Genomic DNA, 12,701 nt, shown 5'->3' on the forward strand with positions numbered 1-12,701 from the left:
ATGTTAACCTAATATCATACCTGCAATTGTTGCCGAAAGTAAAGAGGCTATAGAACCGCCTAAAACAGCTTTAAGTCCTAATTCTGATAATGTTTTTCTTTGTTTTGGAGCTAAAGATCCAATCCCGCCAATTTGTATGCCAATAGAAGCAAAGTTTGCAAACCCGCAAAGCATATATGTGGCCATTAAAATAGATTTATTATAGGTAAAATGTGTGTCGTTTGCGGCGTTTTTAAGAGCGGCAAGTTGTGTGTAGCCAATAAATTCGCTAGCAGCCAATTTAACACCTAATAATTGACCCATTAGCATAATGTCTTCTTTTGCTACACCTATTAGCCACATTAATGGGGCAAAAATGTATCCTAAAATAAATTCTAATGACAGGCTGTCATATTGGTCGTGGTTGTTGTCAATTATTGTATTAAGAGATGTAAAATGCCAAGATATGTTTAAAGAGTCAATAGTAAAACCATCAAAACTTGCAGCGCCACCTAAAATACCATTAATCATTGCTATTAATGCTACAAATACTAAAAGCATTGCTCCTACATTTACAGCTAACTTTAAGCCTTCTGTTGTTCCGTTGGCAATGGCATCTAATATGTTAGCGCCTATTTTATCTTGAGAAACGTGTACGTCTGTGTCTACTACTTCTGTTTGTGGATACAATATTTTAGAAATTACTATTGCACCAGGTGCTGCCATTACAGAGGCAGCTAGTAAGTGCTTGGCAAAAAGTAGTCTTAAAACTTCATCACTTCCGCCTAGAAAACCAATGTAAGCTGCTAAAACTGCACCAGCAACTGTAGCCATACCACCAACCATAACTAATAATATTTCAGACTTATTCATTTTTTCTAAATAAGCTTTTATTAGTAGTGGAGCTTCAGTCTGTCCTAAAAATATATTACCAGCTACAGATAAACTTTCTGCGCCAGAAATACCAAGGGTTTTGGACAGTAACCAGGCTAGCGCTTTTACTACTTTTTGTATTATTCCTAAGTAAAATAATACAGAAGTTAGCGCAGAAAAGAATATAATAGTTGGTAAAACTTGAAAAGCAAATATGAATCCAAATTTGTCCATATCTGTGACCAATCCCTCAAATAAAAACTTACTTCCTTTGGTTGTAAATTCTAGGATGCTTACAAATACTTGGCCTATTTTGTCAAAAACCGTAGCTATAAAATTTACTTTCAATACACCAATAGCAATTATAAGTTGTAAGCCTAAACCAATACCAACAGTTTTCCAATTAATTGCTTTACGATTAGCGCTAAACAAAAAGGCTATAAGTATTAAAACAACCATACCTAATAACCCTCTTATGAGGCTATTTAGTGTAAAACCTTCATTATCTATAATTGGGTTGGTAATATTGTTTGTTGTTGTTTCAATAGCTTGTGTAGCTACTTGAGCAGGTATTGAATCCTGAGCTATTGATGGGAGTATAGCAAAAAAAGCAATGAGGAAAATCCAGCAACTTTTTTTCATAATAAATTTTGTGTAAGTGTTATTTTCTTTTTGAGATTTCATCTCGTAGTTTGGCAGCTTTTTCATAATCTTCATTGGCAACTGCCTTGTTAAGTTCTTCGTGAAGCTCACTTAAATTTAATTCTCTGTAAGCATCAGAAGGGTTAGATTCTATTTCTACGGTTTCGCTTTCTTGTAGAATTTCATCAACCATTATACTATCATCTTTGTCCTTGTCCTCATCTTCTTCTTTAGATGAAAATTTTAAGAAAATACCAGCTTTATCCAGAATGGTTTTGTACGTAAATATAGGTGCGTCAAAACGGAGTGCTAATGCAATTGCATCGCTAGTTCTGGCGTCAATAATCTCCTCTACCATATCTCTTTCGCAAATAATGCTAGAGTAAAAAACACCATCTACTAACTTGTGTATAATTACTTGTTTAATAACAATGGCAAATCTATCTGCAAAATTTTTAAAAAGATCGTGGGTTAGTGGTCTTGGTGGCTTAATTTCTTTTTCTAGTGCAATAGCAATAGATTGTGCTTCAAAAGCACCAATAACAATAGGTAGTTTTCTGTCGCCCTCTACTTCATTAAGTATAAGTGCGTAGGCGCCATTTTGCGTTTGGCTATAAGAAATTCCTTTTATTTTTAATCGTACTAAACTCATATAAACTTTTAAAATTACTAAGGGCTGTTTAAATAAAAGGGTTTTACCTTGTATTTAAACAGCCCTTTAGTATGGGCACAATTTATAAAAAATTAAGCGTTTTGGGCTTTAAATTCTTTTAATTTTTCAATTAAGGTAGGAACCACCTCAAAAGCGTCACCAACAATACCGTAATCTGCAGCCTTAAAGAAAGGAGCTTCTGGGTCTGTATTTATAACAACTTTTACTTTAGAGGCGCTAATACCAGCTAGGTGTTGTATAGCTCCAGAAATACCAATAGCAATGTATAAATTACTTGCTACAGGTTTACCTGTTTGTCCTACGTGCTCGCTGTGAGGTCTCCATCCTAAATCTGACACTGGTTTAGAACAAGCTGTTGCAGCACCAAGTACATCTGCTAATTCTTCTATCATTCCCCAGTTTTCTGGACCTTTTAAACCTCTTCCGCCAGATACAACTACATCTGCATCAGCAATAGTAGCTTTACCTACAACTTTGTCTATTTCTATAGATTTTGTAGAAAAGTCTGCATCAGTAATTGCAGGAGAAAAATCTTCTACACTTGCAGAAATCGTATTTTCTTTAGCTCCAAAAGCATTATTAGATACACCTATAACTTTAACATCTGTGTCTATAGTTGTGTGTGCAAAACCTTTGTTGCTAAATACTGTTCTTTTTACTTTTAAAGGAGAAGTACTTTCTGGTGCTTCTACCACATTTGGTGCGTAGCCAGCTTTTAATTTTGCGGCTACTATAGGAGCTAAAAATTTACTATCTGTACTAGAGCCAATAATAACAACCTTAGCTGTTTCTTTCTCTGCTGCCTCGGTTAATGCGTGTGCATACGCCTTTGCATTAAAAGTTTTTAAAGTGTCATTGCTAATATTTAACACTTTAGTAACACCGTAGTTACCTAGGCTATCATTGTTATCTGCGTTAAAAGACACAGCGGTAACAGTTGTACCTAATTGTTGTGCTACTGCGTAAGCGTAAGAAGCTACTTCAAAAGCACTCTTTTTAAATTTTCCGTTTTCTGATTCTGTATATACTAAAACTGACATAATTAGATTGCTTTTGCTTCGTTATGTAATAAGTTAATTAACTCGTCTATGTTATCTGCATCAACTAGTTTAACAGCCCCTTTTGCAGCAGGTTTGTCAAAACTAACGTCATTTGTTGCGCTTTCTGCACCACTTGGTTCTACTACAGTTAATGCTTTTTTACGAGCCATCATTATACCTCTCATGTTAGGTATTCTTAAATCACTTTCTTCTACTAACCCTTTTTGACCTCCAATAACTAAAGGTAATGAAGTGCTAATTTTTTCTTTACCACCATCTATTTCTCTAGTTGCGGTAACAGTATCACCATCAATTTCTAAACCAGTACAAGTGTTTACAAAGTTCATGTCTAATAAGGTAGCAATCATACCTGGTACCATACCACCGTTGTAGTCAATAGACTCACGACCAGCAATTACTAGGTCATAACTTCCGTTTTTAATTACTTCGGCTAATTGTTGTGCTACAAAAAAACCATCAGTAGGTTCTGCGTTAACACGTATTGCTTCATCAGCACCAATTGCTAATGCTTTTCTTATTGTAGGTTCTGTTGTTGCGGTACCAACATTCACAACATGTACAGTTGCTCCTTGTTTTTCTTTAAACCACATTGCTCTTGTAAGACCAAATTCATCATTTGGATTAATTACAAATTGTACACCGTTTGTATCAAACTTAGTATCTCCTTCTGTAAAGTTAATTTTAGAAGTAGTGTCTGGTACGTTACTTATGCAGACTAATATTTTCATCTTTTATCAATTTTATAATAACTTGGCTAAGATACCAATAAAATTTCTAATTTACTATGCATGCATAATAAATTTTATCGTTTTTTTGCCAGTATGTTAACTGTAATTGAAAGATTATTTCCTATTTTTGCTAGCGTTTTTATCGATTATAATAATTTATTCCACATAAATGAAAACATTACAGTTTAGAGAGGCTATTGCTGAGGCTATGTCTGAAGAGATGCGAAAAGATGAATCTATCTATTTGATGGGTGAAGAAGTAGCTGAGTATAATGGTGCTTACAAAGCATCTAAAGGTATGTTAGATGAATTTGGTGCAAAAAGAGTAATAGATACTCCAATTTCTGAATTAGGCTTTGCTGGTATTGCTATTGGTTCTGCAATGAACGGAAATAGACCTATAGTTGAGTTTATGACATTTAACTTTTCTTTAGTTGGTATAGACCAAATTATTAACAACGCGGCAAAAATTAGACAAATGTCTGGTGGGCAATTTAATTGTCCTATTGTTTTTCGTGGGCCTACTGCTTCTGCAGGTCAGTTAGCAGCTACACACTCACAAGCTTTTGAGAGCTGGTATGCAAATTGTCCTGGTTTAAAAGTTGTTGTGCCGTCTAACCCTATGGATGCAAAAGGTTTATTAAAGGCAGCTATACAAGATGATGATCCAGTAATTTTTATGGAGTCTGAGCAAATGTATGGAGACAAAGGTGAAGTTCCAGAAGGTGAGTATACATTGCCTTTAGGTGTTGCTGATATTAAAAGAGAAGGTACAGATGTTACCATAGTTTCTTTTGGTAAAATTATAAAAGAAGCATACACTGCTGCAGATGAACTAGCTAAAGAAGGTATAAGCTGTGAAATTATAGATTTAAGAACTGTAAAACCTTTAGATTATGATACAGTTTTAAATTCTGTTAAAAAAACAAACAGATTAGTAGTGTTAGAAGAAGCATGGCCTTTTGGTAACGTTGCTACAGAAATTACATACCATATACAGTCTAATGCATTTGATTATTTAGATGCACCTGTAGAAAGAATTAATACAGCAGATACACCTGCTCCTTATTCGCCTGTTTTATTAGAAGAATGGTTACCTAATCATAAAGACGTTATTAAAGCGGTTAAAAAGGTTATGTATAAGTAAAATTTTAGTTTTGCTAAAGAACTAAAGCTTTGTCTGTTACGGCAAGGCTTTTTTCTTTTTTTAAAGACTTTAGTGTAGGGTTGCTTTTAAGAGTTAGTTATGATAAAAAAATTCTTTTTTGTTCTGTTTTGTTTTGTTTACGCTTTAAATTATGCGCAAACAAAAGTAAGTGGAGTTGTTTTAGATGAATTTGGTGAACCCGTAGCATTTGCCAATGTACTATTTAAAAATTCCACAGAAGGTACCATTACAAACGATGATGGTCGCTTTTATATGGAGTCAGACAATAACCATTCGGTTTTACAAATATCTTTTGTAGGCTATGAAACTTTAGATATACCGCTTACAGCAAAAGTTACCTATAAAATAGAAGCTGTTTTAAAAGAGTCTGGAGAACAATTAGATGAAGTAGTTATTTTTTCAGGAAAACTCTCAAAAAAAAATAACCCAGCAATAGATATTCTTAAAAAAATATGGGCAAAAAAAAGAGAAAATGGATTACGTAAGTATAAACAATACGAATATGATAAATATGAGAAAGTAGAGTTTGACCTTAATACCATAGACAGTGCTTTAATTAAGAGTAAAATGTTTAGAGGTTTAGAGTTTGTTTTTAATGATTTAGACACCTCTAGAGTAACAGGAAAAACGTACTTACCTATATTTTTAAACGAAACATTTCATAAAGTTAATGGTGATAATGTTTTAGGTGTTAAAAAAGAAAAATTACAAGGGAGTAAAAACTCGGGTTTTTCTAATAACCAAGCAATAACAGCTTTTGTAGAAGATTTGTACTCAGACTACGATATTTACAATAACTATTTAAAATTTTTTGATAAGAGTTTTACAAGTCCGCTTTCTAAAACAGGTGTAGATGTTTACAATTATGCCTTAGCAGATAGTGCTTTTATAGATAACAAGTGGTGCTACAATATTATTTATTACCCAAGACGTAAAAATGAGCTTACTTTTAAAGGAGATTTTTGGGTAAACGATTCTACTTATGCTATTAAAAAAATTAATCTTGAGGTTACAAAAAGTGCAAACATTAACTGGGTTAAAGAGATTTATATAGAGCAGGAGTTTGATGTAGTTAACGATTCTGTTTTTCTATTGAAAAGAGATTATATGCTAAGTGATTTTAGCCTTAACAAAAAAGAAAACTCTAAAGGTATATATGGTAAGCGTACAACTATCTACAATAATTATAAGTTTGATATTCCAAAGGATAAAAAGTTTTACAAGCAAAGTGTAGATGAGTACAGTCCGGAAGCATTTAGTAGGGATGATAATTTTTGGGCAGAAAATAGGTTGGAGCGTTTAAATAAGGACGAAAAAGGTGTATACGAACTTTTAGACACATTAAAAACCGTACCTAAGTTTAAAAGTTACTATAACATAGTAAGTATTTTGGGTTCTGGTTATGTAGAAATAGATAAGTGGAATTTGGATATTGGAGACGTTTATAGCGTTTTTGGTTATAATGACGCAGAAGGTGTGCGTGTGCGTGCAGGGGCAAGGACTTATTTTGGGCAAAATGATCCGTGGCGTGTAGAAGGTTATTTGGCCTATGGTTTTGATGACGATAAAGTAAAACACGGTATTTCTGCAAAATGGTTAATAGATAAAAAAAGTAGGTTAATAGTTTCTGGAGGACACAGGCAAGATATAGAACAATTAGGTTTAAGTTTAACTGCAACTAATGATGTTTTAGGCAGGAGTATTGCTTCCTCATCTGTATTTACTGTAGGTTCTAATGACAGGTTAACAAATATAGATTTGTCTGCGTTTAGTATAGAGGTAGAACCCGTTAATAATGTAAGACTACGCGTTGGTAACTCATACAGGAAATTAAGTTCTGCCTTACCAAATGCGTTTAGTTTAGATTATGTAGATGCAGAGTCTCCAACAGGGATCTCGTCACAAATTAAGCAGTTAGACTTTACCACAACCTTAATTTATACACCAGGTAAACGTACAATTGGTTACGGCGTAGAACGTAAAAGTATAAATGACGAGTATAGTACATTACTATTTAATTATTCTAAAGGGTTTAAAGGACCTATGGAGAGTGATTTTGATTATGATAAGATTCAGTTTTCTTACGGCCAACCTTGGCAAATTGGCGGTTTTGGCAGGTTGTATAGTACTGTAGAAATAGGTAAAACTTTTGGCGAGGTACCTTTGGGGTTACTTAATGTAATACCGGGTAACCAAACGCTATTTTCAATATATAACACATTCCCAAATTTAGATTTTTATGAATTTGTAACAGATACATACGCATCTGTGCATTTAGAACATAATTTTAATGGTAGGCTGTTTTCTCGTATACCGTTTATGAGAAAGCTTAATTTAAGAGAAATTGTAGGATTAAGAGGTGTTTGGGGAGAGCTTTCATCAGAAAATATTGCTTTAAATGCTCCAACTAATATTCCGTTAATGGCGCCATCTGATGAGATGTATTGGGAATATTCTTTTGGGATAGGCAATATTTTTAAAATATTACGCGTTGACTTTAATTTTAGAGGTAACTATTTTGATAACCCAAATGCACGCCCTTTTAGTGTTACAGGTTCTTTTGGATTTAATTTTTAATATAATGCTATCAATAAATTAAACTAAAAAATACTTTTTGTTACTATAGATTACACTATTTTTGTACAATAATTAATAATAAGAATGACTAAACACGGAAAAACATCTTTTGATGTATTAATAGAGATTCCAAAAGGAAGTAGAAATAAGTACGAATACGATTTTGATTTAAAAAAGATACGTTTTGATAGAATGTTATTTTCTTCAATGATGTATCCTGCAGATTATGGTTTTATACCAGAAACTTTAGCATTAGATGGTGATCCATTAGATGTTTTAGTTTTAGGAGGTGAACCAACTTTTCCAATGTGTGTTGTAGAGGTAAAGCCAATTGGGGTTTTTCATATGGCAGACGAAAAAGGTCCAGATGAAAAAATTATCTGTGTTCCTGTATCAGATCCAATCTGGAACATATTAAACGATTTATCAGATATGAATCCTCACCAAATTAAAGAAATTGAACATTTCTTTCAGGTGTACAAAGATTTAGAAAAGAAAAAAGTAGACGTTGGTGGTTGGGGAGATGCCAAAGAAGCTTACGAAATCTTGAATAAATGTATAGAAAGATACGATGAGAGTGAATTTAAATCTAAAAATGCTTTTAAGATTTAAAATAAGAAATCATCAATAAATAACCTAAAAACCCTCTTATATGATAAATATGAGAGGGTTTTTTTGTTAAGTTTCATTTTCTTACATTTACTAGGTTAATAATTAAACAATTATAAAATATGGAGTCAATGATTATTTATGCGCCAATTATAATGGCGGTACTAGGACTGGTTTATATGGTTATAAAACAGACTTGGGTAATGAAACAAGACGCTGGTGATGGTAAAATGAAAGAAATTTCAGATCACATTTACGAAGGAGCTTTGGCATTTTTAAATGCAGAATATAAGCTCTTGGCAATATTTGTAGTAATTGTAAGTGTTTTACTTGCAATAGTATCTATAGTAGTGCCCACAACTCATTGGTTAATTGTAGTTGCGTTTATTTTTGGAGCTATATTCTCTGCTTTTGCTGGTAATATAGGAATGAAAATTGCAACCAAAACAAATGTTAGAACTACCCAAGCAGCACGTACTAGTTTGCCAAATGCTCTAAAAATATCTTTTGGCGGAGGAACTGTAATGGGGCTTGGTGTTGCAGGTTTAGCAGTATTAGGGTTAACAGCTTTTTTTATAATTTTTTACCAATACGTTTTTATGCCTAACGGATGGACAAATGTTGGTGATATGACTATAGTTTTAGAAACATTGGCGGGTTTTTCCCTAGGAGCAGAATCTATAGCTTTATTTGCTAGAGTAGGAGGAGGTATTTATACAAAGGCCGCAGATGTGGGGGCAGATTTGGTAGGTAAGGTAGAAGCTGGTATTCCTGAAGATGATCCACGTAACCCAGCAACAATTGCAGATAATGTAGGTGATAACGTTGGTGATGTTGCCGGTATGGGAGCAGATTTATTTGGTTCTTACGTTGCTACCGTTTTAGCAGCTATGGTTTTGGGTAATTATGTTATAAAAGATATGGGAGGCTCTATACAAGATGCCTTTGGTGGTATTGGCCCAATTTTATTACCAATGGCTATAGCAGGTGCAGGTATATTAATTTCTATTATTGGTACTATGCTAGTTAAGATAAAGACTAACGATGCTAAAGAAGCACAAGTAATGGGTGCATTAAATTTAGGAAACTGGGTATCTATAGGTTTAGTGGCAGCTTCTTGTTTTGGATTGGTTACCTGGATGCTACCAGAAACAATGCAGATGGAATTTTTTGGAGAAGGTAAAATTGCTATCTCATCTATACGTGTTTTTTATGCAACTTTGGTTGGTTTGGTTGTTGGTGCTGTAATTTCGTCGGTTACCGAATATTACACTGGTTTAGGTAAAAAGCCAATATTAAAAATTGTTCAACAATCTAGTACAGGAGCAGGTACAAATATTATTGCTGGTTTGGCAACTGGTATGATTTCTACTTTTCCTTCTGTATTGTTATTTGCAGGTGCTATTTGGGCCTCTTATGCTTTTGCTGGTTTTTATGGTGTAGCTTTAGCTGCTTCTGCTATGATGGCAACTACGGCTATGCAATTGGCTATTGATGCATTTGGACCAATATCTGACAATGCTGGTGGTATTGCAGAAATGAGTGAACAAGAACCAATTGTACGTGAACGTACAGATATTCTAGACTCGGTTGGTAATACAACAGCTGCAACAGGTAAAGGTTTTGCTATTGCCTCTGCTGCATTAACATCATTAGCATTATTTGCTGCTTACGTAACTTTTACTGGTATAGATGGAATTAATATTTTTAAAGCTCCAGTTTTAGCAATGTTATTTGTTGGTGGTATGGTGCCTGTAGTATTCTCTGCATTGGCTATGAACGCTGTAGGTAAGGCTGCAATGGAAATGGTGCAAGAGGTGCGCAGGCAGTTTAAAGATATTCCTGGTATTATGGAAGGTACAGGAAAACCAGAATACGATAAGTGTGTTGCAATTTCTACACAAGCTTCTTTAAAAGAAATGATGTTACCTGGTTTGCTAACTATTGGTTTTCCGCTTGTTATTGCATTTGTTCCTATGCTATTTGGTATGAATAATATGGCTATTGCAGAAATGCTTGGAGGTTATATGGCAGGCGTTACAGTAAGTGGTGTGCTTTGGGCTATTTTTCAAAATAACGCAGGTGGTGCTTGGGATAATGCTAAAAAATCTTTTGAAGCAGGAGTAGAAATTAACGGAGAAATGACATACAAGGGCTCTGATGCACATAAAGCTGCGGTTACAGGAGATACAGTTGGTGATCCTTTTAAAGATACTTCTGGCCCATCTATGAATATATTAATAAAACTAACGTGTTTAATAGGTTTGGTTATAGCTCCTATTTTAGGCGGACATATAGAGGATAGCACAGTATTTAAGGAACATCAAACTAAAAAAGAAGTAACCATAAAAATTGATGCCACTAGTAATGATTTGGCTGTGGCAACTATTACAACTATAACTACAAAAGACGGAGAACTAAATAAAAATGTACAGGTTGTAAATGGTACTGTAGAAGAAATTACAAAAAAAATAAAAGCTGCTAAAGAAAAAGAAGATATGGAGGTTAATGTATCTAAAGACAATAACTCTAATAAAACTATTACAGTAGGGCTAGATTACAAAAACTGATATATAATTTTATTTAATTCATAAAAAAAACCACACTTTTTGGTGTGGTTTTTTAGTTTTTATGGTTGAAATAATCCGTTTATTTCTGCATCAATTTTATTAATAACAAAACCTAAATCTTCAGGATTGTCAACAAAATTTAAATTATCTACATCAATAATTAATAAATTTCCTTTATCATAACCGTGTATCCAAGCTTCATAACGTTCATTTAATCTGCTTAAATAATCAATAGAAATAGTGTTTTCGTAATCTCTACCTCTTTTATGTATTTGGTTCACTAAATTAGGAATAGAACTCCTTAAATAAATAAGTAAATCTGGTGGTTGTACCAAGCTTTCCATTAACTCAAAAAGACTTGTGTAGTTTTCAAAGTCTCTATTAGTTAATAGTCCCATTGCGTGTAAGTTAGGAGCAAAAATAAAGGCATCTTCATATATTGTTCTATCCTGTATTATGTCTTTACCACTTTCTCTAATTTGTAAAATTTGTCTAAACCTGCTATTTAAAAAGTATATCTGCAAATTAAAACTCCAACGTTCCATTTGGTTGTAAAAATCATCTAAGTAAGGATTGTCTACAACATCTTCAAAATTTGGTTGCCAATTAAAATGTTTGGCTAGCAATCTGGTTAAAGTTGTTTTCCCTGCACCTATGTTTCCTGCTACTGCAATATGCATATTCTGTATGTGTTTTATTTTTTATTAGACCGATATAGGGGTCGCACAATATACAAGATAAGACTAGTATCTAAAAATGTTTGCGGCAATAAACCTAATACTTTTTAAAACCAGTAGTAAACCATTGTATTTGTACAAAGTTACAACGATAAAATAAGTCTTGTACGTATGTCTAAAACGATTTTTTTAAAAAAAATACAATTCGCCATTAAACTATATTAAAAGATGGTAGTCTAAGTTGTTGAAAGCTAACTATCCGACAAGGATATAAACCACATACAAATGAAGAACATTTTTTTAGTTGCACTTACTTTAGTTGCTACGGTTTTTACCGTAACGGCTCAGGATTTTCAGGGTAAGGCTATTTATGAAACAAAACTAACAAAGGCGCCAGACTTTGGAGGTAGAGATATGCCAGAGGCTCGTAAAAAAGAGATTATGGAGCGTATGAAAAGCGCAATGGAAAAAACATACATTTTAACGTTTAACAGAACAGAGTCTTACTATGTAGAAGACGAAAAATTAGAAGCCCCAGGTGGTGGTGGACCCGGTTGGATGCGTTTTGTTGGTGGAGGTTCTACTGGTAAATATTACAAAAATATTAAAGAGCAAAACTATACCAACCAAGTAGAAATGTACAGCAAAAATTTTTTAATTAAAGATGAGTTAAAAAAACCTGAATGGAAAATGGGCTCGGAAACTAAAAAAATTGGTAATTATACAGTATACAAAGCAACCCTTACAACTCCTATAGATACTACTGGTATGGGAGCAATGACCAGAATGTTTAGACGTGGTAGGCAAGGAGGAGAGTCTCAGCGAAAAATACCTACAGAAAAAACAGTTGTGGCTTGGTATACATTAGATATTCCTATTAGTCAAGGTCCTGCAGAATACTGGGGTTTACCAGGTTTAATTTTAGAAATAGAGCAAGAAGGATCTACATTGGTTTGTACTAAAATTGTAATGAATGCAGATGATGTTGTAGAGGTTAAAGCTCCAACCAAAGGAAAAGACATTAATCAACAAGATTTTGATGCTCTTATGGTAAAAAAGCGTCAGGAGATGATGCAGAATTTTCAACAGCGCAGAGGATCAGGCGGCAGAGGTCGTTAAATTTCATCAGTATTAATACATATTT

Annotated in this window: 10 protein-coding genes; 5 read left to right on the plus strand and 5 right to left on the minus strand. The window is 33.7% G+C overall.

What is annotated here, in order from left to right; translation table 11 throughout:
• Positions 1 to 3: 3 nt before the first annotated feature.
• The 4 genes from PBN93_RS09695 to PBN93_RS09710 form a co-directional block, all read right to left on the minus strand.
• Positions 4 to 1,494, minus strand: a complete 1,491-nt coding sequence (locus PBN93_RS09695; protein ID WP_077402255.1) for a NupC/NupG family nucleoside CNT transporter — start codon at positions 1,492 to 1,494, stop codon at positions 4 to 6.
• 19 nt (positions 1,495 to 1,513) lie between these two features.
• Positions 1,514 to 2,146, minus strand: coding sequence for a bifunctional nuclease family protein (locus PBN93_RS09700; RefSeq protein ID WP_075695112.1), 633 nt, complete (start codon positions 2,144 to 2,146; stop codon positions 1,514 to 1,516).
• Between the two features lie 92 nt (positions 2,147 to 2,238).
• On the minus strand, positions 2,239 to 3,207 hold the full coding sequence (locus PBN93_RS09705) for an electron transfer flavoprotein subunit alpha/FixB family protein (protein ID WP_271080539.1): 969 nt from the start codon (positions 3,205 to 3,207) through the stop codon (positions 2,239 to 2,241).
• 2 nt (positions 3,208 to 3,209) lie between these two features.
• On the minus strand, positions 3,210 to 3,956 hold the full coding sequence (locus tag PBN93_RS09710; protein WP_271080540.1) for an electron transfer flavoprotein subunit beta/FixA family protein: 747 nt from the start codon (positions 3,954 to 3,956) through the stop codon (positions 3,210 to 3,212).
• Between the two features lie 169 nt (positions 3,957 to 4,125).
• On the opposite strand from PBN93_RS09710, the gene PBN93_RS09715 reads away from it, so the two are divergent.
• The 4 genes from PBN93_RS09715 to PBN93_RS09730 all read left to right on the plus strand — a co-directional run bounded on the left by PBN93_RS09715 (position 4,126) and on the right by PBN93_RS09730 (position 10,880).
• Positions 4,126 to 5,103 carry a pyruvate dehydrogenase complex E1 component subunit beta gene (locus PBN93_RS09715; RefSeq protein ID WP_077402080.1) on the plus strand — a complete coding sequence of 326 codons (978 nt, stop codon included), beginning with the start codon at positions 4,126 to 4,128 and terminating at the stop codon, positions 5,101 to 5,103.
• Between the two features lie 99 nt (positions 5,104 to 5,202).
• Complete coding sequence (locus PBN93_RS09720) at positions 5,203 to 7,701, plus strand: DUF5686 family protein (RefSeq protein WP_077402083.1); 2,499 nt, start codon at positions 5,203 to 5,205, stop codon at positions 7,699 to 7,701.
• An 84-nt stretch (positions 7,702 to 7,785) separates the two neighbouring features.
• A complete protein-coding gene (locus tag PBN93_RS09725) occupies positions 7,786 to 8,313 on the plus strand; it encodes an inorganic diphosphatase (protein ID WP_077402086.1) in 528 nt (175 codons plus the stop codon).
• 119 nt (positions 8,314 to 8,432) lie between these two features.
• Positions 8,433 to 10,880, plus strand: coding sequence for a sodium-translocating pyrophosphatase (locus PBN93_RS09730; protein WP_271080541.1), 2,448 nt, complete (start codon positions 8,433 to 8,435; stop codon positions 10,878 to 10,880).
• 59 nt (positions 10,881 to 10,939) lie between these two features.
• On the opposite strand, the gene PBN93_RS09735 is transcribed toward PBN93_RS09730, so the two are convergent.
• On the minus strand, positions 10,940 to 11,560 hold the full coding sequence (locus PBN93_RS09735; protein ID WP_077402092.1) for a deoxynucleoside kinase: 621 nt from the start codon (positions 11,558 to 11,560) through the stop codon (positions 10,940 to 10,942).
• A gap of 282 nt (positions 11,561 to 11,842) precedes the next feature.
• On the opposite strand from PBN93_RS09735, the gene PBN93_RS09740 reads away from it, so the two are divergent.
• A complete protein-coding gene (locus PBN93_RS09740; protein ID WP_077402095.1) occupies positions 11,843 to 12,676 on the plus strand; it encodes a GLPGLI family protein in 834 nt (277 codons plus the stop codon).
• Positions 12,677 to 12,701: the final 25 nt, after the last annotated feature.

Source organism: Cellulophaga omnivescoria (genome assembly GCF_027915275.1).
Taxonomy (GTDB): Bacteria; Bacteroidota; Bacteroidia; order Flavobacteriales; family Flavobacteriaceae; genus Cellulophaga; species Cellulophaga omnivescoria.